Annotated in this window: 24 protein-coding genes; 21 read left to right on the forward strand and 3 right to left on the reverse strand. The window is 58.8% G+C overall.

Translation table 11 applies throughout. From position 1 onward, the window contains the following. The first annotated feature begins 9 nt into the window (after positions 1-9). The 21 genes from fcl (at position 10) to V6X63_RS10060 (ending at position 18,550) form a co-directional block, all read left to right on the forward strand. On the forward strand, positions 10-972 hold the full coding sequence (gene fcl / locus V6X63_RS09960) for a GDP-L-fucose synthase (RefSeq protein ID WP_367978800.1): 963 nt from the start codon (positions 10-12) through the stop codon (positions 970-972). Continuing rightward, positions 939-2,096 (forward strand): hypothetical protein, encoded by a 1,158-nt coding sequence (locus tag V6X63_RS09965; protein ID WP_367978801.1) that lies wholly within the window; start codon positions 939-941, stop codon positions 2,094-2,096. The genes fcl and V6X63_RS09965 overlap by 34 nt, the downstream gene beginning before the upstream one ends. Continuing rightward, the gene (locus V6X63_RS09970; protein ID WP_367978802.1) at positions 2,093-2,353 is read left to right on the forward strand and encodes a hypothetical protein; all 261 of its coding nucleotides are present in this window, start codon (positions 2,093-2,095) and stop codon (positions 2,351-2,353) included. The genes V6X63_RS09965 and V6X63_RS09970 overlap by 4 nt, the downstream gene beginning before the upstream one ends. Positions 2,354-2,366: 13 nt before the next feature. After that, entirely contained in the window at positions 2,367-3,311 is a 945-nt protein-coding gene (locus V6X63_RS09975; RefSeq protein ID WP_367978803.1) for a methyltransferase domain-containing protein, read from the forward strand. Positions 3,312-3,327: 16 nt separating this feature from the next. Next, positions 3,328-3,612, forward strand: a complete 285-nt coding sequence (locus V6X63_RS09980; protein ID WP_367978804.1) for a hypothetical protein — start codon at positions 3,328-3,330, stop codon at positions 3,610-3,612. Positions 3,613-3,658: 46 nt separating this feature from the next. Continuing rightward, the gene (locus V6X63_RS09985; protein ID WP_367978805.1) at positions 3,659-4,360 is read left to right on the forward strand and encodes a hypothetical protein; all 702 of its coding nucleotides are present in this window, start codon (positions 3,659-3,661) and stop codon (positions 4,358-4,360) included. Positions 4,361-4,474: 114 nt separating this feature from the next. Beyond that, positions 4,475-5,467 (forward strand): sugar-transfer associated ATP-grasp domain-containing protein, encoded by a 993-nt coding sequence (locus V6X63_RS09990; RefSeq protein WP_367978806.1) that lies wholly within the window; start codon positions 4,475-4,477, stop codon positions 5,465-5,467. Further along, positions 5,464-6,606 carry a hypothetical protein gene (locus tag V6X63_RS09995; protein WP_367978807.1) on the forward strand — a complete coding sequence of 381 codons (1,143 nt, stop codon included), beginning with the start codon at positions 5,464-5,466 and terminating at the stop codon, positions 6,604-6,606. The genes V6X63_RS09990 and V6X63_RS09995 overlap by 4 nt, the downstream gene beginning before the upstream one ends. Beyond that, positions 6,606-7,745, forward strand: a complete 1,140-nt coding sequence (locus tag V6X63_RS10000) for a CapA family protein (RefSeq protein ID WP_367978808.1) — start codon at positions 6,606-6,608, stop codon at positions 7,743-7,745. The genes V6X63_RS09995 and V6X63_RS10000 overlap by 1 nt, the downstream gene beginning before the upstream one ends. Continuing rightward, positions 7,720-8,751 carry an ATP-grasp domain-containing protein gene (locus tag V6X63_RS10005; RefSeq protein WP_367978809.1) on the forward strand — a complete coding sequence of 344 codons (1,032 nt, stop codon included), beginning with the start codon at positions 7,720-7,722 and terminating at the stop codon, positions 8,749-8,751. The genes V6X63_RS10000 and V6X63_RS10005 overlap by 26 nt, the downstream gene beginning before the upstream one ends. A gap of 17 nt (positions 8,752-8,768) precedes the next feature. Continuing rightward, the gene (locus tag V6X63_RS10010) at positions 8,769-9,140 is read left to right on the forward strand and encodes a ribosomal maturation YjgA family protein (protein WP_367978810.1); all 372 of its coding nucleotides are present in this window, start codon (positions 8,769-8,771) and stop codon (positions 9,138-9,140) included. Continuing rightward, complete coding sequence (locus tag V6X63_RS10015; RefSeq protein ID WP_367978811.1) at positions 9,137-10,336, forward strand: carboxylate--amine ligase; 1,200 nt, start codon at positions 9,137-9,139, stop codon at positions 10,334-10,336. The genes V6X63_RS10010 and V6X63_RS10015 overlap by 4 nt, the downstream gene beginning before the upstream one ends. 2 nt (positions 10,337-10,338) lie before the next feature. Further along, positions 10,339-11,391 (forward strand): hypothetical protein, encoded by a 1,053-nt coding sequence (locus tag V6X63_RS10020; protein WP_367978812.1) that lies wholly within the window; start codon positions 10,339-10,341, stop codon positions 11,389-11,391. A gap of 61 nt (positions 11,392-11,452) precedes the next feature. Further along, positions 11,453-12,127 carry a class I SAM-dependent methyltransferase gene (locus V6X63_RS10025; RefSeq protein WP_367978813.1) on the forward strand — a complete coding sequence of 225 codons (675 nt, stop codon included), beginning with the start codon at positions 11,453-11,455 and terminating at the stop codon, positions 12,125-12,127. 47 nt (positions 12,128-12,174) lie between these two features. After that, the gene (locus V6X63_RS10030) at positions 12,175-12,945 is read left to right on the forward strand and encodes a YdcF family protein (protein WP_367978814.1); all 771 of its coding nucleotides are present in this window, start codon (positions 12,175-12,177) and stop codon (positions 12,943-12,945) included. Positions 12,946-13,107: 162 nt separating this feature from the next. Next, positions 13,108-13,383 carry an AbrB/MazE/SpoVT family DNA-binding domain-containing protein gene (locus V6X63_RS10035; RefSeq protein WP_367978815.1) on the forward strand — a complete coding sequence of 92 codons (276 nt, stop codon included), beginning with the start codon at positions 13,108-13,110 and terminating at the stop codon, positions 13,381-13,383. Positions 13,384-13,388: 5 nt separating this feature from the next. Next, complete coding sequence (locus V6X63_RS10040) at positions 13,389-13,769, forward strand: type II toxin-antitoxin system VapC family toxin (protein ID WP_367978823.1); 381 nt, start codon at positions 13,389-13,391, stop codon at positions 13,767-13,769. A gap of 348 nt (positions 13,770-14,117) precedes the next feature. Further along, a complete protein-coding gene (locus V6X63_RS10045) occupies positions 14,118-15,272 on the forward strand; it encodes an ATP-binding protein (protein WP_408022310.1) in 1,155 nt (384 codons plus the stop codon). Between the two features lie 186 nt (positions 15,273-15,458). Then, positions 15,459-15,965: an integrase core domain-containing protein gene (locus tag V6X63_RS10050; RefSeq protein WP_367978824.1), complete on the forward strand. Its 507-nt coding sequence runs from the start codon at positions 15,459-15,461 to the stop codon at positions 15,963-15,965. Between the two features lie 25 nt (positions 15,966-15,990). Continuing rightward, positions 15,991-16,476, forward strand: a complete 486-nt coding sequence (locus V6X63_RS10055) for a hypothetical protein (protein WP_367978817.1) — start codon at positions 15,991-15,993, stop codon at positions 16,474-16,476. A gap of 757 nt (positions 16,477-17,233) precedes the next feature. Further along, complete coding sequence (locus V6X63_RS10060; RefSeq protein ID WP_367978818.1) at positions 17,234-18,550, forward strand: nucleotide sugar dehydrogenase; 1,317 nt, start codon at positions 17,234-17,236, stop codon at positions 18,548-18,550. 102 nt (positions 18,551-18,652) lie between these two features. Here V6X63_RS10060 and V6X63_RS10065 read toward each other — a convergent pair whose 3' ends face one another. The 3 genes from V6X63_RS10065 to V6X63_RS10075 all read right to left on the reverse strand — a co-directional run. Further along, positions 18,653-20,977 (reverse strand): tyrosine-type recombinase/integrase, encoded by a 2,325-nt coding sequence (locus tag V6X63_RS10065; RefSeq protein ID WP_367978819.1) that lies wholly within the window; start codon positions 20,975-20,977, stop codon positions 18,653-18,655. Between the two features lie 17 nt (positions 20,978-20,994). Continuing rightward, on the reverse strand, positions 20,995-23,340 hold the full coding sequence (locus V6X63_RS10070) for a hypothetical protein (protein WP_367978820.1): 2,346 nt from the start codon (positions 23,338-23,340) through the stop codon (positions 20,995-20,997). Further along, positions 23,327-24,266: hypothetical protein (locus V6X63_RS10075; RefSeq protein WP_367978821.1), on the reverse strand; the 940-nt coding region annotated here is incomplete at its 5' end. The genes V6X63_RS10070 and V6X63_RS10075, both read right to left, overlap by 14 nt.

Here is a 24,266-nt window from a genome sequence, read left to right on the forward strand (position 1 = left end):
CGGAGTGATATGACTTTAAAGAGAATCTACGTCGCTGGTCACCGTGGCATGGTTGGCTCAGCGCTGGTGCGTGCCTTGCAGGATAACCCTGGCATTGAACTAATCACCGCGAGTCGAGCGGAATTGGACTTGCTGGACCAGCCCGCAGTATCAGATTTTGTCAGCCGGCAAAGCCCAGACGTTATCTACATCGCGGCGGCTCGAGTTGGCGGTATCCACGCGAATAATGCTTACCCGGCAGAGTTCATCTACGAAAATCTGGCGACGGAGACTAACCTTATCCACGCAGCGCATACCGCTGGTGTCCAGCAACTGCTCTCCCTCGGTTCCTCTTGCATCTATCCCAAGCACGCCCCTCAACCGATGCGCGAGGAGGCCTTGCTGACAGGGCTCTTGGAGCCCACCAATGAACCCTATGCCATTGCTAAAATCGCTGGCATTAAGCTCTGCGAGAGCTATAACCGCCAGTACGGTCGGGACTACCGCAGCGTCATGCCCACAAACCTCTACGGCCCCGGAGATAACTTCCATCCCACGGACAGTCATGTCATCCCGGGACTGATTCGGCGCTTCCACGAGGCCAAGATCAACGGCGATCCGCGAGTGGTTGTGTGGGGCACAGGAGAAGTGCGCCGCGAATTCCTGCATGTCGATGATTTGGCGCGTGCCTGTGTACAAGTGATGGAGACATCGTGTGCCGACTATGCGGCGGTTACCGAACCCATGTGCTCGCACATCAATGTTGGTACGGGTCAGGATGTCACCATCCGGGAGCTGGCCGAGCAGATCGCCGAAGTGGTCGGCTTTGAAGGTGAGCTTATCTTTGACAACAGCAAACCCGATGGCACCCCACGAAAGCTGCTCGACAACAGGCGGATGGAAAGTCTCGGGTGGTCACCCTCCGTTTTCTTCCCACAAGGGCTGGTGGGCACTTATGAATGGTTTTTGAGCAACGGAGATGCCGTGAAGTAAGTATGGGACGTGCTAACTTTAAGCATCTTCTCGGTCGGCGCACGGAGGCAAAGCTCGTTGTCATTAATGTTGACGACTACGGCACCATCCGCCTCGCCAGTCGCCAACTCCGAGACACGCTGCAAAAACGCATCCGAGGCTTCGGCGGCCAGATGGATACCTTCGATGCGCTCGAGACTCGGGCTGATCTTGAGGCGCTGTTCGATGTCCTTCGCTCGGTCCGAGACGCTGAGGGGAACCCAGCAGTGTTCACGGCCTATGCCCTGTCCGCAAATCCGGACTTCAAAGCCCTGCGTACTGAGGGCCGCTATGCGCCCGAGGCCCTGCCAGATACTTTTGACCGCCTGTCCGCCGAGCAACCCGCAGCTTACGAGGGCGCGTGGTCGCTCTGGCGAGAGGGGATGGCGGAAGGGCTCATCCACCCGCAGTTCCACGGCCGTGAGCACGTCAGTGTGCCGTTGATCCAGGCGAAACTCGCCCGGGGTGATGATGATCTTCTCGCCAACATCGAAGTCGAGAGCATGGCGGGGTTAAAGCCCATCCCCGAGATGCCGGGCGTGGGCTTCACGCACTCCTTTGGACTGCATGACAAATCGTTGCTGCCACAGCATCGCGAGATCCTGGCTGATGGGCTGGCGCGGTTTGAGGCGGTCTATGGCTTTGCCTCACACACTCTCACCCCGCCGGCGCAACAACTGCATCCGTCACTGGATGTTTACGTGCACGAACTGGGCGTTGAGGCCATCGACAAGTCATTTTTCTACCGCCGTCCCCTGGGCAATGGGCGACGTCAGCCCAGCATTAACTTCCTGCGCCCTCCGACCCGAAAGCGGGCCGGCACCATCGTGCGCACGCTGAGCTTCGAGCCAACTAGCGGCACCAAGTCCGACCCCGTTGGCCATGCGCTCGCTCAGATCGACACCGCGTTTCGCTGGCGAAAACCCGCCATCATTTCCTCGCATCGGGTGAACTACGCCGGGCACATCGACCCGAAAAACCGCGAGCAGGGGCTGGTCGCACTCGCGGAATTGCTGCAAGGCATCGTCAAGCGCTGGCCGGATGTGCGGTTTATCACGGCCGAAGCGCTGCTGGATGAGATGCGCGAGGGCAAGGCGCGCGCATGAAACGCCTGCTCTACCTCGCCTCCTACCTCCGCCAGCACAGCCTCTTTGCGCTCGTCACTGTATCGAGGCATGACTCGTCGTCTCCTTCAGCCCCTCTGAACTTAAGAGGATACAAAATCGAGGCGACAAGTAGCCTGACAGTGGAGGAGTGGTACCAGTTTGGCTTTGCCGGCCTGGGCGATCGTGAAAAGGCGACCTGGGCTGGCACGGGGACGATGTACGGGCCACAGCGGCAACCGATTCTCCTAATAGAGTGAAAGTGAAGCTAATATGGATCTGGCAATTTTAAGAAGCACCCTAAAAGGTACCGCAACACTCATTCCAGGAGTGTCCTCACTTGGAGCGCGCGGCACTGGAGGAACTAACTCGGCTCGCTATTGCTATACCGTCTGGCTTCGGCATTTGGTGCATGCGCATCAAGCGGGGCTTCTGAAAAAGCCAGATCGGGTAGGAGAAATCGGGCCGGGGGAATCTATTGGTGTTGGTCTAGCCGCGCTCTTATCCGGCGCCAGTCACTATACCGCAATAGATGCGAAAAGTTACATTAGTCGTGAAGTTAATTTGAAAATATTCGATGAGTTGGTTGAGCTTTTCCAAGAGCGCTCCGATATCCCTGATGAAAAAGAGTTTCCGAGAGTTTGGCCTCTTCTTGAGTCGTATGCATTCCCAGAAAATGTTATCTCTCAATCAGCGCTTACGGAGTCTTTGAATGACGATCGAATCGCATCGATACGTGGATCTATTAGTCAACTACCTGCAGAGAATCCATGGATTAGTTATGCCGCCCCTTGGACGGATAAAAAGGTTATTTCGGAGAAGTCTATCGATTTATTAATTTCACAGGCTGTATTAGAGCATATTGACGATCTTGAGGCTATTTATAATTCAATGGCCCGCTGGGTTAAGCCCGGTGCTATGATTTCACATGTAATTGATTATTCCTCGCATGGCCACGGGGAAAATTGGGATAGTCATTGGGCTATCATTCCCCTGCATTGGAGATTGATTCGTGGTAAGCGACTTTGGCTTCTTAATCGCATGCCCCATTCCTATCATGTTGCACTAATTACTAAACATGAGTTTCATAAAATTAAAGAAATTCGTCGTTGCGAATCTTCCACATTGCCCAAAGTGGTGAAGTCTGACCTGGAGGGTATATTTCAGTCGCAAGACTTTGAAACGAGAGGCGCGCTTGTTCAGGCATTCAGATCCTAAAAATCTCTTTGACGAAATGATCAAGTGTCCGCCATTCGCGTTACAAGGGCACATGCCCACCAGCGGCACCAAGTCCGATCCCGTTGGTCATGCGCTCGCGCAAATCGACACCGCGTTTCGCTGGCGAAAACCGGCCATTATTTCCTCGCATCGGGTGAACTACGCCGGCCATATCGACTCCAAAAACCGCGAGCGGGGGCTAGCGGGACTTGCGGAACTTCTACAGGGCATCGTGAAGCGCTGGTCGGATGTGCGGTTCATCACGGCCCATACGCTGTTGCAACTCATTCTTGCAAGATAAACCGATTATTTCGTAAGGCTCTTGCCTGGCTTTTTGAGAAAGATCTATGGTTAGGCATGTAGTTTTACATATCGGACCACACAAAACAGCCTCAACATCTTTTCAGTTTTCCCTCAATGCAAATATTAATGAGTTGCGCGCCCAAGGTTTTTGTGTCTATCATCCCTTGAATAATGGTATTAATGCAGCAGAAGTAGCAGCGGCGGCAAAATCACATTCAGAGAGTTCCTCACAGGTCAAATCTAACCTGAGTGCTCAGATTGAACAGAGCCAATGCCATACGCTGCTATTAAGTGCAGAACCGCTATGGCGTATCCAGTCTGAGTCAGAGGTTTCAGCCCTCAAGAGTCTGTTCGACAACGTCGATGTAAAGATCACGATTCTTTTTGTTAACAGGCGTTTTCAAGAGTGGGAGGCGAGCTATCGTCGAATGCTAGGGGATAAAGAATTCAGAGCTGTTGCTCAAGCGGATGGGTTCTGCATATTTTCAAAACAAAGCTTCAAAGATCTTTTAAGTTTTTATGAGGGGCATTTCGATGAGGTATTAGTGGTCGATTTTGAGAGCGAAAAATTAATCAGAGATCTTTATGTCGCGCTAGGCGTCCACCCGGAGCAGCTTAGATTGAAGTTCCATCATAATAGCCGCTCTTTAAAAAAATTCCCTCTGTCTTTGTTAATAAATATGTATTCTAAGTATTTGGCAAGAGGGCCTTTCGGCAAGCTCAAACGTTCTATTTTTAATGAATAGTGGTATGGACAGCGCTGTTCTTCTTAAAGCAGGCGCGGAGCGGGAATCAGAGGATGCATGTGCAGGAAACTGCTTGGTTTTCGAAAATGCTCAATTTGGCTGGGGCTAACAACCGTGAAACGCCTGCTCTACCTCGCCTACTACCTCCGCCACATGAACTGGCCCCTGCTGCGCCGGTTTATGCGACATACCCGTGACACCCAAAAGCAGTCTATCCCGCGACAAGGGTGGGCGGTGGTCCGAGATTCATTGCGCTACAACATCTCACCACTCGAGTGGTACCAGTTTGGCTTTGCCGGCCTGGATGATCGCGAAAAGGCGACCTGGGCTGGCACGGGGACGATGTACGAGGCCCAGCGGCGCCTCAACCCGTCCGGCGCCCGCGCCGTGCTGGATGACAAGCGTCAGTGCTATCAGGCCTATCGGGCGTTCTTCCGCCATACGGTCTACGACCGCGCCGATCTTGCGGCCGATCCCGCCGTACTCGAGCAACTCCTGCAGGATCACGACCGCCTTGTGCTGAAAGCTGCCAACGGCAAATGCGGCGCCACGGTCGCGTTCATCGACACCAAAGGTTGGGATGCCACGCGCCTGCTTGATGCCATGCGTGACCAGGGCCATGATCTACTGGAGACCCCCATTGACCAGCACCCCGACCTCAACCGCCTCTCACCCTCGGGCGTGAACACGGTGCGCATCATCACCGCACTCGATGACAACGGCGCCCCCTATCTGCTCGGCTGCCGACTGCGAATCTCAGTGGATTCCCGGGTAGATAACCTGGCCGCCGGTAACCTGGCCGCCCCCATCAACGAGACCACAGGCGTGGTGAACGGCCCGGGCGTCTACTCCGACATCACTCAACCGCCGCAATCCACGCACCCGATCACCGGCGAACCCATCGACGGCTTTCAAGTGCCGTATTGGCGTGAATGCATCGACCTGGCCCTGGCCGCCGCCCAGCACCAACCCCAGAACCGCTCCATCGGCTGGGACATCGCCGTCACCCCCCACGAACCTGGGCTCATTGAGGGCAACCACGATTGGTGCAAGCTGGTGTGGCAGTTGCCGGTGGGCCGGGGGCTGAAGTTGGAGTTGCCGGCGTGAAGCGCCTGGGTCGCAACAGCCTTGTAAGAGCCTGGGGCCGGCTAACCTCAAACCAATTTGGATGGCACACTCAGCGAAAAATCCTAGTTATTGAGAGCGACGACTGGGGCAGCGCGCGCATACCGCATCCGAATGCACCAAAGGAGCTTGCTCGTATAGGCATTGAGGTTGCCGCATGCCCCTATTTGCAATTCGACTGCCTCGAGGGTGATCGAGATCTCGATGCGCTCGGTAGCGAACTTACCTCATTCGTTGACAGCCGCGGTCAGCCTTTAACGTTCACAGCAAACTATAACGTCGCCAATCCAAATTTCGATCGGATGAGAGAGGCTCAATTCTGGGAGTATCATTTCGAACCGTTCACTGACTCAATAAAGCGCTATCAACGGTCCTTAGATCCAAAAAATAAGATTAAGCAATTAGTAGATTCAGATATCTGGTGCCCTCAATCTCACGGTCGAGAGCACATTAATCTGCCTCGATGGTTATCCGCATTGCAAATGCCTAATAGTGAAGTGCGGGCTGCTGCTGAAGTAAATGTCTACGGGTTAAGTCGTCAAAGTGCCCCAAGTCTTACTGCCAGCATTGGTGCTGCGTTCGATGCGGACTCAGCAGACGAAGTCGTTCAGCATATCGACACCCTACGGTCTGGCTTAGAAATTTTCCGAAGAATATTCGGCTTTAGTTCTACCTCATTCATCGCGCCATGCTACGTTCTCCCAAGCCGATTGCTTGCAACACTCACTGATTGCGGAGTCTTAGGGATGCAAGGGCTGCATTTATCCGTGGGACCGGTTTATCCACCTGAGATGACAAGGATCCGGCGCACTGGTGAATTTGGCCATCATCAACCCTTGAGCCTCGTTCGCAATGTACGATTTGAACCTAGCCTGAATCCGCGGAGTGACGTCGTCGACAACGCCCTTAGGGATATTGAGAAAGCCTTTACCAGAAAAAAACCAGCCATCATCTGCAGTCATCGTGTCAACTACATGGGAGGCGTTGATCCAGACAACAGAGGGAGAGGCTTATATTCGCTGAAAACACTGATTAGCCGCGTGCAGGCGCGATGGCCAGAGGTAGAGTTTATGTCAACTCCGGAGCTAATAAACGTAATCACCGCTGACCGGGGTGGCTAATGAAACTTCTCGTGGCTGGTGACTTCTACATGACCGCCGATGCTCTGAGGGAGAATGCTTCAGAAGATTTCGTTGCTACGCGCTTACGCAGTTTCATCAAGGAGCACGATTATTCAGTGATCAACTTCGAGGGCGCGGTGGCTGGTTCCGCCAAACCAGTTTTGAAGACCGGCCCAAATCTTGGCATGCCCGTTGATGCGGTGAGCGCAGTGAAAAACATGGGATTCAATGTGGCGACACTGGCCAATAACCACCTCATGGACTTCGGTCGACCTGGGCTAGTAGAAACCCTAGGTGAAATGGACCAACAGGGAATCGTGCGCGTTGGTGCGGGGCTCATGGAAACGGCGGCCAAGCTTCCGAAGGTGATCGATGCAGGTGGTGTTAGGTGCGGCCTTATCAACCTATGCCAATCCGAATGGGGTTTGGCTGGGGGGAGTAAGGGTGGGGTTAATGGCATCGATTGGCTGCATACCACAAGACTGATTAAACGTTTGAAAAGGGACTGCGCCGCGGTCGTCGTGATTACGCACATGGGACATGAATACGCCAGAGTTCCGAGTCCTGGCATACGGAACAATTGGTTGCTGCTCGGTGAGCTCGGGGCGGATTTGGTTGTGAATCATCATCCCCATGTAGCGGGTGGGGTGATTGAAGAAGGGGAGTTTTCAGTCTTTTCGTCACTCGGTAATTTTCTTTTCTCAGAACACTTTGATTCTGACAACGAGGCAGTCAGAGAGGGGATGTTGGCGTCGATAGAAGTTACGTCCGATGGGGTTCGTGACGTGCAACCCATCGGCATAGGCTTCAATCCTGGCATTCGGCAGGTCGAGCTTCTTTCTGGACAGCAGGAGAAGCAGTGGATGGACTGGTTGGTTGCATCCTCATCTGATCTCGGCGCTGAAGACGTCGTTGCCGAGAAGTTTGTTGAGTTGGTGGCTGCGCGACGCTGGCAATATCTTAATCATATTGAGCCAATCAACAGCAAGTTCCTGCGCGCGCTACGTCAGTTAGGACTATTCAATGGGCTCTGGTCTGAAAGCAAAAAGAGATTGCTTTTGAACGTTATCCGCTGCGAGGCCCACCGAGAAATGCTGATTAAGATCTTAGAAGATGAAGCTCGCCATCCACGACAGTGACCGCGGCTTCCATCCTCGCTGGGTGGACTACTGCGAGCGCAATAACATCCCGTACCGACGGGTGAATTGCTACCGCTCTGACCTTGTTGCCGCGGTGGCGGATTGTGGTGCGCTCATGTGGCATCACACGCAGATGGATGGACGGGATCATCTCATGGCTCGCCCGGTGCTTACGGCGCTGGAGCAGGCGGGCACGGTAGTTTTTCCTGACTTCCAAACCGCCTGGCACTTCGATAACAAGCTCTCTCAGAAGTATCTGTTCGAGGCGCTGGATATCCCGACGCCTCGCACAGAAGCGTTCTTTGACCGGGATACGGCGCTTACCTGGGCGGCAACGGCGACCTGGCCACAGGTCTTCAAACTAAAGGGTGGGGCAGGCGCGGTAAATGTGCGGCTTGTCCATAGCGCTTCCGAGGCACGCCGGCTTATTCGCAGAGCCTTTGGTCGCGGTCATCCGAACTACGATGCCTGGGGCAGTATCAAGGAGCGCTGGCGTAAGTATCGAATGGGTAGCGCCTCGATCCGGGAGCTGGCGAAAGGCCTGCTGCGAGTGTTCCAGCCCCCGCCGTTTGCCCGAGTGCTTGGTGCCGAGCGCGGGTATGTGCTTTTCCAGGAGTATCTGCCCAACAACGACCACGACATACGCATTATCGTCATCGGCGACCGCGCCCTCGGGCTCAAGCGTTATGTACGCGAGAACGACTTCCGGGCCTCCGGCAGTGGTCACTTTGGCTACGCTCGTGAGGAGTTCCCGGAACCGATTGTGGCCTTGGCGTTCGAGCTAGCAGAGCGACTGGACTCGCAATGTGTTGCGTTCGATTTTGTCCATGACCAAGCCGGCGAGCCGATGGTGCTCGAGATCAGTTACGGGTTTGTCACCGAGGTCTATGATCCATGCCCCGGTTACTGGGACCGCTCGCTTCAGTGGCATGAGGGGGCATTCCGGCCACAGGACTGGATGGTCGAGCAGGTGCTCGCCGAGTGTGAGCGTCGAAAGCGCAAATGAGCTGGCGGCGAGATCGGATGGCCTATGCACTGGTGTTGGCGGTCATCACGCCCGCTGGCTTCGCCACAAAGCTCTATGAAGGGCCACTCGCCATATGGGTCAATCAATCGTTAAGCGGGGTTCTCTATGTCGTCTTCTGGATCCTCGTGGTGATGTTCATCGCCCCAGGACTACGGCCCTTGGCAGTGGCGATTGGGGTGTTCCTGGTGACCGCCGCGCTTGAGGTCACCCAGCTATGGCAGCCGCCGTGGCTTGAGGCCATTCGTGGACATTTCCTGGGCCGGACGCTGCTGGGGACGACCTTTGTGCCGTCGGATTTTATCTATTACGCGATTGGGGCGGTGATGGGCCTTGGCGTGGTGCAAATGGGCCGACAGGGGAGTCGATGACCACGCCGGCCCTCCCGCCGGCAATGGTCACCTATGGCTGGTGCCGGTCTTCCTACACGGTGGTTCGGTCGCTGGCGGCCCACGGGGTGACGGTGCATGTCGCGGACAGCTCACGCTTTGCGATGACGCGGTTCTCGCGCTATGCCGCAAGCTTCAACCGCCTGCCGGATTTCTACACGGCGCCGGTTGCCTATATCGACGCACTGGGCGAGGCAATGCGCCGGCGCGGTGCGCAGGTGTTGCTGCCGGGTTTTGAAGACATCGAACTCATCATGCGCCATCGCGACCGGTTGCCAGAGGCGGTGCAGGTGGCGCTCCCGGCCATCGAGGACTGGGCCGTCGCCGAGGACAAACTCGATTATCTCGCGCGCGTCGGTGCTGCCGGTTGCCCTGTCCCAGAGAGCTGGACAGTGAGGGATGATGCCGAGGTTGAAGCCGCCGCGGCGGCCTTCGACTACCCGGCGCTCGTCAAGGTGCGGATGGGTAATGGCGCCCGCGGCGTCGAGATCGTGGAATCGCCCACCGCACTCAAGGAAAGCGTCCGCCGATTGGTCAAGACCTTCGATCTTCCTGCGCACCGCTGGCCAATCATCCAGCGCCAGCTCCGTGGGCGTAAGTTCAAGCTCGATGGTGTCTTCTGCAATGGCGAGCCGGTTGGTATGGCCCCCTTCGAAATCCTGCGCTGCAAGGGGGCGGGGAAGTTCGGCACCTCCACGTATCGGCGCAGTGTCGAGCAGCCGGCGGTGGTGGAATACGCCACCACGGCGCTGAAGGCACTCAACTGGCATGGCATGTTCAACACCGACTGGATCTGCGACGACGCCGGTGTCCCTCATCTCATCGATATCAACGGCCGCCTGAGCGGTGCCGTTGCGGTGCCCTACGAGGCCGGGATCGACCTGCCCTGGCTGTGGTATCAGGTTTCCGCCGGGCTGACGCCCGATACGGGCATGCAGGCACAGTCGGATGTGCATGTGCGCTGGCTGCTCGGCGACGGCATCGCCCTGGTCGAGCACCTTTTGACGGGGAAATTCCGGCACGCACTCGGTGCCCTGCGCCCCGTTCCCGGCTGCCGCCACGATGACTTCCACTGGCGCGACCCCCTGCCCCTATTCGGCGAGGCCGCGGATTACCTCTACAAGTTCATTGCATCCAGGGGATCGGTGAGGCCGGTGACTGAGGGGATGGTGCGTTAGGCGTGGAGTTGTTTGTCCACATTGGTACCGAGAAAACCGGTAGCTCGCATCTGCAAACGCTCGCGGCACAGGGCCGCGCGTCTCTGGTGGCCGCAGGCGTATGCATGCCTAAGGGCTGGCTCTATGATGAGCGCTGCATGGCAGGGGGGCAGATATCGGCCGGCAACGCCCGCTTACTGGCTCAGGCAATTGAAAGTGACCGGGTCGATGAGCAACAGACTCGGTTTAGAGATTGCCACCAAGCCGCACGGGACAGAGATTGCGATCATGTGCTGCTCACCAGTGAGCATCTGCTCCCGGCGCTGAGTAAGTCGAAGCGTCTGGAAGCCTTCGAGGCGGCGGCGGAAAAGGCGGGTTTCGCGGCAACGCATTACCTCGTCATCCTCCGCGACCCCATCGCCCAGTGCCTCTCGCTCTACAAACACCGCGCAAAGCGGGGTGCTGCGGGCGAGATTGCCGATTGGGTGGAGAAGGGCTACCGTCTCCCGCCGGAATTGCGCGGGTTTCGCGAGCAGGCGGAGCAACTGGGCATTACCCCGACGGTGCGCGGGTATACCCGCGAGCCGGGTGGGCTGGAGAAGCGGTTTTTCGAGGACTGGCTGGGTGTGTCGACGCCGGCGGTGGACATGCCCGCAACCGTCAACCCTTCCCTCACGCTCTCCGAGCTTATCCTTATCAAGCAGATGGCCGAGCGCCGCCCAGCGCTGGTCGAGCCCCTCTACGATGCGCTGCTCGCGATCGACCCCGCTGAGAAAGTCCAGGGCAGCGCACTTGAGGCGCACGCAAAGGCTGTTGCCACCGCAGCCGTCGCGGCGCATGCGGACGAGTGGGCGGCCTGGAATCGCCTGTTGCCGGCAGACGAGGCGCTGCCTATCCCGGCGCCACCCGCCGAGATCCCGCCACGTCCTCGTGAGCTTGGTCTGACTGATCGCCAAATGGCGGCGTTGGCGGCGGTGGTTGATGAATTGTCTTCCATTACATCCTTAGCGGGACTTTTATGGCGCGAGCGGTTGCGTCCCTTGTTCGCGTGGGTGAGAGCATCCTTAGCTCCATGAAGATAACCAATAGCTGGCAGGAAGGCCGACGATGTTAAAAAGACTATTGCGATCATATCAAATGCGGAAAGCCAAGAAAAATTTCGATACCGAAGACTATTTATCCGCCTATGCATATCAAACCGATGTTAAAGCGAAAATTGACTCTGAAATGGCGGTAGGTGGATTATGGGATAAGATGGGAGAGCATCAATTCAAATTTTTATTACAGAATGGTCTTAAGCCAGAAAGCAGTCTTCTCGATATAGGCTGTGGAAGCTTGAGAGGTGGGGTGAGGTTTATCAACTACCTCGACGAGGAAAAATACACGGGTTTCGATATCTCTAAAGGTGTCATTCAGGCCGGGATGGAGAAGCTCGATGAGCTCGGTCTAGGTAATAAAAAACCAACGATATTTGTCAACGAGGGGAAGAATCTACGCTTTGAAGATTTGGATGGCGAATGTTTTGACTATCTGCTTGCCCAGAGCGTTTTCAGCCACCTCCATGCCGCGCATATCGAAGAGTGTTTTGAGAACCTCAATAAAGTCATGCATGCGGATTCTCGTTTCTTCTTTACTTTTCATCCGGGTCCTGAATTTCTTCAGCGCTCCGACACAGATTTCGAGTATAGCCCATCTTTTTTTATTGAGCTTGCAGAGAAGATGGGATATTCGATCGAGGACCTCTCAGATGAATACGCTCACCCACGCAAGCAGGGAATGATGCTGGTCAGGCTTAATCTGAATCCGTCTTAAACCGATTTCGCTCTAAAGGCGCTGGAATCGGCATTAATCCTTGACTCATGTACGACCTCATCAAAACCCTTTCGCTATTCGCCTATCCGCTGGGCGGCTTTTTCCTGCTGGCGGCTCTGGCGGTCGGACTGAGGCTGTTCGGGCGGCCACGGATTGCGATCGCGATCGCGGCGTTTGCCGTGGCCTGGTTATGGGTCTGGTCGATGCCGGCGACCTCGGAGCGGCTGCGGGCGGGGCTCGAGTCTCAGTATGACTATCTGGCGGTTGAGCAAGTGCCCGAGGGCGATGCGATTGTGGTGCTGGGCGGCGCATTCAGTCGTGATGCCGCCTGGCCGTATCCCTCCGCCGGCGGGTCGGTGGATCGCTACTGGCACGGGGCGAGGCTCTATCGAGCCGGGCGTGCGCCGAAGATCATTCTAAGCGGTGGTCGCCACCCCGACCGGCCCGATGATCTGAGCGAGGCGGAGGCCGGCGCGCAGTTCCTGGGGGACATGGGTGTGCCGGGTGAGGCGCTGCTGCTCGATAACCGCTCGCGCACCACCCACGACCATATCCGCTATCTGAAACCCCTGCTGGCCGAGGCGGGCATTGATCGGCTGCTGCTGGTGACCTCCGCCACCCACATGCGCCGCGCCGAGGCGGTGTTCCACTATGCCGGCCTGGAAGTCACCCCCGTTGCCACCGCCTTCAGCGTCCCCAGCGACCCGGTCATCACCCTGCGTCGCTACCTGCCAAGCGTCGGCGGCCTGAGCGGCAGCACCCGCGTGGTGCACGAGTGGCTGGGCTATGCGTTTTATCGGGTGCGGGGGTGGTTGTGAGGTGAGCGGCGCCGGGCTCGCTGCCAGGCCGCGAACTCGGCTGGCAGGTCCGGATAGGGCACAACGATGAGGGTGAGTCTCCGAAGTTTGGGCTCTAGCGCGAAGTATGGCACTTAGCATATAATGTGGCACGTAGGTAATAGCATGCCACGTGGGGATTGAATGGCCACAACAAGCAATGAAATCCAAATCGGCGCGCAAGGTCGACTGGTGGTGCCGGCTGCGTTGCGTCGCGAACTGGGGCTGCAGCCCGGTGAGCGGCTCTTGGCTCGGGTTAAAGACGGCGCACTCATTCTAGAGCCGCGCCAGGTGGTTGAGCGGCGCTTGCGGAACCGCTTTCGGCAAGTGGATCCGCGAGTCAATTTGGCAGATGCGCTGATCGAGGAGCGCCGTGCCGAAGCGATGCGAGAGGCTGCCCGTGGAAGTGGCGCGACGTGACTGAATTGGTGCATGTGATTGATGCTTCAGCGTTGTTGGCTTTTCTTCATGACGAGCCGGGAGCTGGCCGGGTGAGCGGGTGTCTGGACGGGTCGCTGATCTCAAGCGTCAATTTCAGTGAAATCATGCAAAAGGCCAAGCAGTTTGGCGCCGATACTGCCGGCCTTGACGAGGATCTGATCGAGCTTGGCATTCGCATTGAGCCATTCAGCGTGCAGCACGCCTTGATGGCGGCCGATCTGTGGCAGACCACCCGCGCCAGCGGCCTGTCACTGGCAGATCGTGCATGCCTCGCGCTCGCGGTTGAACAAAACGCCCCGGTACTCACGGCTGACCGCGCCTGGGGAGAGATCCTATTGCCCGCGGCTGTTGAAGTGATTCGCTAGCGCCGTGCTTCCTCACCACTTGCTAACTGTCGCGTCCCGAAAGATCCCATAGCGTTCGAGGGGGCCGTTATAAGCGCCCGATGAGTTGTGGCCGCGATGTCAGCTCAATGGCAAGTCATCTAAACCGGACCCAGTCGAAAAAGAGGGCGATCTGGTCGATCTGCGGAAAGGGGCCATGGTCTAAGTTAAAGGTGGGACGACAGATCGTCGCGATCGCCAGAGTCCACGGGGCGGGTATTGATCGGCTGCTGCTGGTGACCTCCGCTACCCTCATGCGCTGCGCCGAGGCGGTTACGAAGAGCATTACAATTTGAAAGTACCAGCTACAGATTGTAATCTCACAGCATGATGATTCCTCGTGACGCGAAAGTGACGGCGCTCGAGTTAGCGCGTGGCTTTCCGATCGTGTCGTTCACTGGGCCACGCCAGTCGGGCAAGACCACGCTTGCCCGCGCGTTGTTTGGCGACCATGCGTATGTGTCGCTGGAAGACCCTGAGCAGCGCGAGTTCGCCACGGCCGATCCCAAGGGTTTTCTGGCCCGTTTCAAAGCCGGGCTGATTCTGGACGAAGTTCAGCGCGCCCCGGAGTTGTTCTCCTGGTTGCAGGGCGTTGTTGACAGTGAGCGCTCGATGGGACGTTTCGTCCTGACCGGATCGCAGGAGTTCGGGCTGCGGGCCGGTATCACGCAGTCTCTGGCCGGTCGTGTGGGGCTTGTGCACCTGCTCCCGCTATCGCTCAGCGAGCTTGCCGGGGCCGGCGTTGTGGCCGGTTCGCTGGATATGGCGATGCTGCAAGGCGGCTATCCGCCGATCCATGATCGCGAGGTGCCTCCTCGCCTGTGGTTTCCAAATTATGTGAATACGTATCTGGAGCGCGACGTTCCGCAGCTTCTTGAAGTGCGTAACCGGGAGCAGTTTCGGCGCTTTGTCCGGCTTTGCGCCGCGCATACCGGCCAGCTCGTCAACCTTTCGGCAATTGGCGCGGATTGCGGCATATCGCACGTCACCGCACGCGAATGGCTCAGCGTCCTGGAGGCTAGCTACCTTGTCGTTCGGGTGCCACCGTATTTCCGCAATTTCGGTAAGCGGCTGGTAAAGCGCCCAAAGCTCTATTTTGTTGATGTCGGACTGGCTGCTTGGCTGTTAGGCATCCGGGACCCTGAAACATTGAATACCCATCCATTGCGCGGCGCGCTGTTCGAGACCCTTGTGGTCTCGGAAATGCTGAAGGAGCGATTTAATGGCGGTGAGCCGGCGGAGCTGTATTTCTGGCGTGATCATGTCGGCCATGAGGTCGATCTCGTCTGGGAACGTCAAGGCGAGCTGCACGCGATGGAAATCAAATCTGGCGCCACCTTTGCACCCGACTGGCTCGATGGCATCGATCGATGGCGCCGCGTGACGGGCGGCGAGGAGGTGAAGTCGACCCTGGTCTATGGCGGTGACGAGGTGTTTGTTCGGGATGGCGTCGAAGTCAGGAGTTGGCGGGGAGTGGGGCAATGATGGCTTCAAATTTGAGTCCGACTCTGGATTCTGGCGGTGCCTCGGCAGCACGCGCCGGAACCGAGGCCATTGTTTGAACCACGAGCGTGGCTGGAGCGTATAGCGGGCCACGGGGCTCAATCGTAAGCGGCGGACCAAAAACCGCCTGCCGGACCGCGCACGCCGCCGTTGGAGGTGCCGGCGCAGATGAACCACATTTGGTCGTTCGACTTCATGAGTGATGCGCTGTACAGCGGTCGCCGCTTTCGGTGTCTCAATATCATCGACGAGGGCACACGGGAAGCGCTCGCGGTTATCCCCGACACATCGTTGCCCGCGGCACGGGTTGTGCGCGAGCTCAAGCAGATTGGCTCCGTTAGAGGGCTGTCGCAGCGCATCCGCATCGACAACGGCCCTGAGATGCTCGCGCAGGTGTTCACCGACTGGCGCAAAGACAAAGGCATTGAGCTTGCCTACTTTGAGCCCGGCAAGCCGTACCAGAATGCCTATATCGAGCGGTTCAACCGCTCCTCTCGCGATGAGCTGTTGGACCGGTACCTGTTCACCAGCCTGAGCCAGGTCCGGGAGATGAGCGCTGCATGGATGATCAGCTACAACGAGGAGCGACCCCATGACTCGCTCGGGCGAATACCGCCGGCGGAATTTCGGCGGCAGATAACCGGCGAAGTGTCTACTTTTAACCTGTCTGCTTGACCGGGAAGCCCACGAAACCGGGCTGATGGACCTGGGCTACCACGACTGGGAATTTGGGGACTCTCGTGTCCTCCACCACGGCAAAGCAGAGCGCGTGATTAAGGCGAAGAAAAGACTGCTCAGGCGTCGCCAGCCCGTGGGGCCGAGCATTGGCTGCTTGAAGCCCGACCACCGCATGCGCTGTAACGTCCTCAAGGGCGCCCGGGGCGACGCCATCAAATCGATTCTGGCCGCCGCCGGCTTCAACATCCGCTGGCTGGTGATGTGTGGCGCTGGATATTATCCGACGTACTGCGACCGCTGGTTCAGCGTAACTCGGATGCCCACTCTATATTCAAGCCAGCGATCGCATAGTGGCATGTTTAGGAAGGACTACAGGGTGTTTTTACGGCCTGGATTCCGGGGCGAAATCCAGATCCGAAAGATTTTGTTTATTGGCTGCTTGCCCTCACCTGCTGTACTGCAAATCAGGACACCGGGCTATCACCTTGCCTTCGGCCCACACCACTGATGAGCAAGAATGCGCCGCCAAGCGCGAGTGCTGCCTGCCCCATCGCAGCACCATCAATTTCAGGTACGTAGCGAACTTCTCCCACGTTCCAAGCTAGTGTTAGTACATCAGTAGAGTAGTCTCCCGTTATCGGACTACTGACTGACCCAGACGCATCTTGGTCGTTAAAATACTTCACATCTCCGGACATGGCCCCGCCTGCATAGGCGAAGTCAAACCCGTAATTACTTGCCCTCGCAACGCGTTCCGCGACGACCTTCGCCTCTGCCTCCGTTCTAGATTCACTGATGAACCACGGAGTGAACTTGTTGACCGGTTCGTCGTCAAGTGTTGTGTCTTCAAATCGGACAGTGTAGATCTTGCCTGTCGACGGCACTGTTATCTCAAATGTCTCTGTGCTTGGCGCAGCCAGTGCAGAGTCAATTCCCAGTGACAGGCCTAAGACCAGTGCCCCCGTTAATAACCTTCCTAAACGCATATCAGTCCCCGAAAAGGTCTTCTCATAGACGATGTCATAGGGTGAATGTCATCGTCAATCGGAGAATTTCTTGCGTTGCCGCTACCCCGGTCCTATCGGGCGTGACCGCTCCCCAGAGGTATGCATTCTGAGTGTGTCAGTCAGTTAGCCAAGCAGGTCGGGCTACCAAACAGCTCGGTAGCGTCCCTGGAAGTGGTGTAAGTCGGTTGAGGTGAGGCGGTCACCGTGGTCCTTCGTTAAAGTTGCAGTCGCAACAACCAGCAACGATGAAGTAGAGGCATGATGCTTTCCCAAAACCCTCGAATCGCGGTCATCGGCCTTGGCTATGTTGGCCTGCCACTGGCAGCAGCCTTTGCAGAAGTCTACGCCGTCACTGGCTTTGACATTGACCCGCGCCGTATCAGCGAGCTCGATGTGGGCTACGATCGCACTAAGGCGCTGAGCGCTGAAGAGCTGGCCGTCGCCGCCGAGCGCGGCCTGCACTATACGAGCGACCCGGAGGCGCTGCGCGGTTGCGATGTCTTTGTTGTCACTGTGCCCACCCCCATCGATGAGCACCGCCGGCCGGATCTTACATCGCTGCTGCGCGCGAGTGAGACCGTTGGCGGGGTGATCCAGCCCGGGGGCGTTGTCATCTACGAATCCACGGTCTACCCCGGCGCGACCGAGGACGATTGCATTCCAGTCATCGAGCGGGTCTCGGGACTGGCTTATCGGCAGGATTTTCATGCCGGCTATAGCCCCGAGCGCATTAATCCCGGCGACAAGGCGCACGGTGTGAGTGACATCATCAAGGTCACCAGCGGCTCATCCCCTGAAGTCGCCGACTTTGTCGATGCGCTCTATGCTCGGGTGATCAGCGCAGGCACCCACAGGGCGCCGAGTATCGCTGTCGCCGAGGCCGCCAAGGTCATCGAGAATACGCAGCGGGATGTGAACATTGCGCTTGTCAATGAGCTTGCGATTCTCTTCAACCGCCTTGGCCTCGACACCGAGGCCGTGCTCGAGGCGGCCGGCACCAAGTGGAATTTCCTGCCCTTCCGCCCGGGTCTGGTCGGGGGGCATTGCATCGGTGTCGATCCGTACTATCTCACCCACAAGGCTCAGGCCGTAGGGCATCATCCTGAGATGATCCTCGCCGGGCGGCGACTCAATGACGCGATGGGGGCCTATGTCGCGCAGGAGGTGGTCAAGGGGCTGATCCAGCGCGGTGTGTGCATTCCCGAGACGCGGATCCTGGTGCTCGGCCTCGCGTTCAAGGAGGACACCCCGGATCTGCGCAACACGCGCGTCATCGATATCCTCCGCGAGCTCGAGGACTACGGCGCGCGCGTTGATGTCCATGACCCGGTGGTGGATGTGGAGGAGGCACGCGAGGAGTTCGGGCTGGATTTGGTCTCAGGCGATGCGCTCGCGCGACTAGCCGCCAGCGATGCTCGCAATACCGCTCGCTATGATGCCGCCATCCTGGCCGTCGCCCACGACCCGTTCCTACGATCAGGCGCCTCCGGCATTCGCCAATGGCTGAAGCCCGGGGGGTACCTCTATGACATTAAATCTGCGCTCGGCGCCGAGCAGGTAGACGGGCGCTTGTAACGCCCTCACCCACAAGGCGTACGATCTCAAAGGGGCTGGCAGCCGCGGTTGCCGGCCCTTTTTCGTTTTGAGGCGGGCCGGGCGGCCACGCATCCTCATTGGCTATTTCAGCCTCGAGCCCTCGTTGTACGCCCGTCGCATGATATCGGCATGGATCCAGTCGAGGGTGTGGACGTAGTGGAGTATCGACGTGCGCAGATCTTCGTGTCCGACGAAATTCTTGAAGTGGATATGGTCATCAATGCCGGAGCCTCGGCAGGACTCGCTTCCAAAGAGGGCGCGCAACCGCTCGAGAGATTCCGGTTGGAACATGGTGGCGTCCTTCTGGGGCAGCGTTTCAGCAAAGCCCTCGTTGCGCGCGGCATAGAGACGGAGCATCAGCCATGAGACAAAACTATGGCGCAGCAGGTGAAAGTCCACGCTGCCATCGAGGTGCTCACGCATCCAGTCGATGACTGGGTCAATCAATGCTTTACGCGTATACCGATCGGGATTACCGCTTGGGCCGAAAAGTGCGATCTGGTTCAACCGCCTGTCCTTGAAGCGCGGATTGGTGAATTGCTGGCGTCGGGCCTCAACGACGGCTTTAAACCACCGCACGAGTTTAGGCGGCGCCATGATCTCGAGCCAGATCGTGCGCTGCGCCGCTGTGGTCTTTCCCTGCGCGATCTGTACACACACGCTGTCATCTTTGATGGCGACATCCTCCAGGGTGAGGCTTAGCACCTCATGGGCCCGCAATCCGCCGTAGAAGCCTAAGAGAATCGCGGCGGCCGCCTGCTCGCCCCATTCACCGCCGTGATGGCAGCAGTGATTCCACAGAAACTTCACGTCATACGCGGTGAGAATGTCAACGCGCTTGGCGGTGTGGACGTGGGCAACCCCGCTCGGCAGGTTCTCCACATCGGGTATGTGACCGTTGCGTTGGGCATAGCGCAGAAAATCCGCCCACGTCTGTTTAAAATGCCCGACCGTGGTGCGCTGCCAGGTTCGCGAAGCAATGATCGCTTGGGTCATTCCCTCCACTGTGTCGTCATCCCAGAGCGAGAGATCAATCGCGGGCTCGAGTTTGAGGGTTTCAACGCCAAATAGTCGGCTGATATAGGTTCGCAGGGTGGAGGTCTTGGCCGGACTGACGGCGAGCTCGTAGAGCCAGCCAAGCGCGACATGGACAAGGCTCTGCCCTTGCCATAGCGCATTGACTTCTTCCCAGCGTTTATCGCGCTGATTTTTCAGCGCCCTGTGATTGCGTTTGGTGACAAAGCCGTTTTTCCCCTGCAGCGCTTCGGCATCCTGGCAGAAGCGCTTCAGGATCCGCTGTGCCTCAACCGCCCAGTCGTTGGGCAGAACCTCGGTGTTGAACCACTCGCCGCCAGGCGGGGCGGTCAGGCCGGCTGTTCCCGGGCTTGGTGGTTGAATGGGCGAGCTCGCCAGCTTCGTCTCCGACAACCGAGCAGGTTGATGTGCACCTCGCTCATTGAGGGCGTGGAGGTCCGTGCAGGCGGGCAGCGGAAAGCGCCTGCCCAATTCGATGAGCGCCGCCGGGATGCCGCGGCCAAGGGGAATGAGCCGCCCGACCTCGCAGAACGTCGTCCAGCTTTGAAGGCGCGCAACGCGCAGGTTGGGATTGTCCCGGCGGAAATCCGCTTCAAAGACCCGAAAGGCGCGACTCAGGGTATCGGTGATCGCTTTTTGCTTATCGGCCACGGCGTCGATGAGCGGGTCTTCGGGCAGGGATGTGTCGATGGGCTCGCCGAGGGCATCAGGGAAGAGCAGGACATCGTCCCGTGTGCCTTTCCGGATGGCGGCGGGTAGAAGTCCCCAGCAGCCTTTGGGCAGGGGCCAGCAGTAGAAAGCGGCAGTGAAGTTGGCGGTATCGATTGGCAGTCGCAAGCTGCCGTGAGCAGTGACCCGGGCGGGGGTGAGTCGTGCGAGGCCGCCACTTACCAGATCCGCGCCCATCCCCGCGCGCACGACAAGACGCATGGCGAAGGCGAGGGCGGCGACGAGGTCGCTGTCCATCGCGTTTTCGGCGGCCCGCTCCCGCAGCCAGCGGTCAAGGTATTGGTCCATCTCATGGGCAGTGGCCTGCTGGGCGAAGCGGGTCGTACTCTTCGCGATTGTCTTCTCACGCATCGGCCGGTGGAGCCGGCGTGGCATGGCACACACGGCATCCCCCGTTAAGTTGACCGCCTCCAGCGCATCGACGACAAGCTTGAACGCCCGGATCGATCGATGCGGCGGGAGGCTGCGGCGGGTCTCTTTGACAAGCGTTATCGCCTGGGCGCAGGTGAGCTGGCCGTTTGCATCAACCCGTTCCGCGGTTTTTTTGACAATGGCCTCGGTCACCGCGGCATTCGGGGCGTTGAAGCAGTCCGGGCATTGGTGCTTTACCTTGGTGAAGAGCGCTTCTGGGTCAATCGACATTCCATAGACTCCCTGGGTTAAATCAACCGAAAGCCCGCTCGGCGCAGTAAATCGGCGAGCGCGCGTTTTATTGCGCCCAGATCGGGGCTTGTGAGTGATTCAGGTTGGAAATAGCGCCCGCCCACGCCGGCATGGCCCATCACCGCATTGACATGCGCCTCATCGAGTACCTGATCGAGCGCGGTGCACACGGTATGGCGCGTGGCGTTGTAATCCGGGCGCGGGTCGTCGATGCCATAGGCCGCCAGTACCTGTGCGAACTCGGCGTTGGTAAATACCCTAACCGCGGCCTCACCGTTGCGGGGCAGCTCGATCCAGGCGGGCAGACCCTGGCGATCTCTCTCGGGTGATTCAGTCACCTGCCAGCCGGCGTGTTGGAGCTGCTCCTTGCAGTGCTGAAGCGCCGCGTCTTGGTGATCCAGTGCCTTGCTAAGATCATTGGCAAGCGGCAGGAGGCGCGCCTCGCCGAAGGCGTGGCTGTCTTTGTCGCGGATGAAAACCATCGCGTGCTGGGTGCTTTGTACGCCCCGGCCCACGCGCCCGGCGGTGGCTCGCTGTGCGATGGGGCGTGCGCCGGTGCCAAGCTGAAAAGCGAGATAGGTCTGCGCGGTGAGCACGCGCAGGTATTCCGTCTGCGCCTCCAGCGCTTCGGTGGAGTGCTTTGGCGCGCGGATGATCGCCTTTTGTGCGGCTAACTGCGCCGAGCGCAGGGCGTCGAAGACCGGCCGGTATGCCTCGGGCTCGAGCGCCCGCGCGGATCCGGTGGGCTGGCGGGTGATGTCACGGCGCACATTGAGCTCGTCGAGCCAGGGGCGAAGGCCATTGCCGGGCGGGGATCGGTCGAGGAGCGCGGCGGCGAGCGCCTCGGTGTGTTCGGCAAAAATGCCCTGCAGCTTGCCGGCCGGCACGCGGCGGTAGGTGGCCGGTACGACCTGGCCGTAGTTAAAGCCGCCGGAGAGGATTTGCGCCTGGGTGCGCCGCCCGGTCAAACGCTCGAGGTGGTAGGCACCGGTCTTTCGCAGACGAGTCAGAGTGGGGGTCCGCCCGGGGGTGTTGCCCAGGCGATGGGCGAGTCGGTTATCGACATGGGCGCGCCGGCCGGCAAAGGGTTTCTCCTCCCCCCACGTTCGCAGGTGATGGGCGATGCGCGTGGGCAGGGCGATCTCAACCATCCGATTGCTGTCATCATTGTCGAGCGCGCTCGGGCCGTTTTTAAGCCGATAGGCGAGGTGCTCGCCATCAAAATGCGGCGCCTTGTCCGCAGGCGTCGCCGTCGATTTCGTCAGCCGCATCAACCGCTCAGGGTCGATGGTGGTGGTGAGTGCGAGCCACGCGTATAGAAAATCCAATGGCTCGTCGGCAAGCACCTCAAGGGCCTCGCATACGCGCCAGAGTGCCAGCAGTGAGTTGTCAGCCGCACTCAGCGTCGCGTTATCTGACGCCTGGGCGTCGATGATTCTGGCGATGCGCTTCCCGTCTTTCGGCCCGATCGTGCTCTGCTCGGTGTACTCGATGGTGGGCATCGGCTCGGAGTCGCTCGTCGCCGCCGTTGCCTCGGCGCTGATTCCGCCCGTCCTCACGCTCAGCGTTTTCGTGCCGGGCGCGGCGGGGGTCAAGTCAGCATGATCGGGCCGGGGGCCCCTGCCGCGCCCCTTGCCCGCTTGACTACGGATTCGCCGGGCGAACTCCGGATCGTGGAGGTCCTGCTCACCGAGGCGTTCAGTGGCAGCGCGGGAACCGGTGTGGCGGCCGCCGCCCTTACGAAGCCGCTCGCCGACTTTGCGCTCGCCGTGAAGGAGCTTGGCGAAATTATCGAGCCACTCTTTGACCTCAGCGGGCACGGTCTCGACAGCATCGCATTGCGCTTTGACCGCGTTATGTACTGCCCAGCCGCTCGATCGCCAGTCCGCATGCGGAGGGGGCATCTCCGGGCCCAAACGCTCCAGGCCGCGGCGGATCTCAAGAAACTGAGCGTAGTAAATCTTGACCTCCGTGCCATCGAAGCGACCAAAAAGCCCGATGAGAATCTGGCGCCGTGTCCGCTCACCGGCCGCCTCACTGGGCGCCCGCTTTGCCCGCGCTAATGAGTGATACAGTGCCGCGAACAGCGGGTACTCCCGCCTGAACTTTGATGGCTTGTCGGATGGGAGTGCCGAGGCTTGCAGATCGCAATGCAGCGTGATTCCGAGCTCCTCGGCGAGTGCCTCGATCACATCCATCGCCCCCTCCCAGGGAGGGGCCATGGTGATCGCAATGGCCTCATCGAGCCGGCTCGGATCGGCGTGCAGATCGAATGAGATCTTATTTTGCCAGGCGCTGCGAATGACCGAGCAGGGCTTGGCAAGGGCGTTAGCGCTCATCATTGACGTCCGATTCGTCAGGGCGCAGCGCCAGTTGCCGCGCTTGACCGGTATCCCAGGCCGGCGCGTCTTCGGCGTCTTTTGCGTCAGCCGCGTCAGCCGCGTCGGGCGCGTCACTCGAGCAGTCGCTCAGGCTGTCGTCGCTCTCGAGGGCCGTATCGGCGTCCAGCTTATCGGGCTCGGACTCGGACTCGGACTCAGGAGGCTCGCCTTGGGACTTAGCGCTCGGCTTCTGCGGCATGCACTCTTTGAGCCTGCGCTGCACGGAGTCCTCGCTCACCGCATCTGAGAGCAGCGCCCGGATCTGCTTCGCTGTGAGATGCTCAGCCGGGCGGTTGAACACGACCTCGGCAAACGCGCGACGCTTACGGGGATGATTGGCGATCCAGGCGATCACCTCGCGCCAGCAATGATCGGGCAACCCCTCGGCAACCGGCTGGATGATCTGGTAGTAGTCTTTGATCACCTCAACATGGGTGGGCGTATCGAGGGCTTCGGCGTCGATTGAGAGCACGTAAATGGGGCGCAGGGGATGGAAGCGCTGGGCGTAGGCGGCGTCGCGCGCTTTCTGCGCTCCCGACTCCCCATGGTGGATCCAGCTCCGGTGGGTGACCGCCCGGTTGAGATGCATCTCGCCGGCCTCGTCTTCACGCATCACCACGGGCATCTTCGAGAGCGCAACCGGGCTCTTGGGCAGCTTCGCCTCGCTCGTCGACAGCGCACTATCCGGAAGCACATCCTGTGCGGGACGAGTTTCAATGCGAGCAGGGATCCAAACCTGCGAGAGGTATGCAAGATCAGCGATGCGTATTCCAGTCAAGTGGGTCACCTGTTCCAGTCGATCGGGGACAGGCGTTCCATCTGATCGGGGACGGTTATTCCGGTGGATCGGGGACACGTCTTTACGCTTAGCTGGTGTCGCCTTCCGG

The organism is Spiribacter onubensis, assembly GCF_040838425.1.
Taxonomy (GTDB): domain Bacteria; phylum Pseudomonadota; class Gammaproteobacteria; order Nitrococcales; family Nitrococcaceae; genus Spiribacter; species Spiribacter onubensis.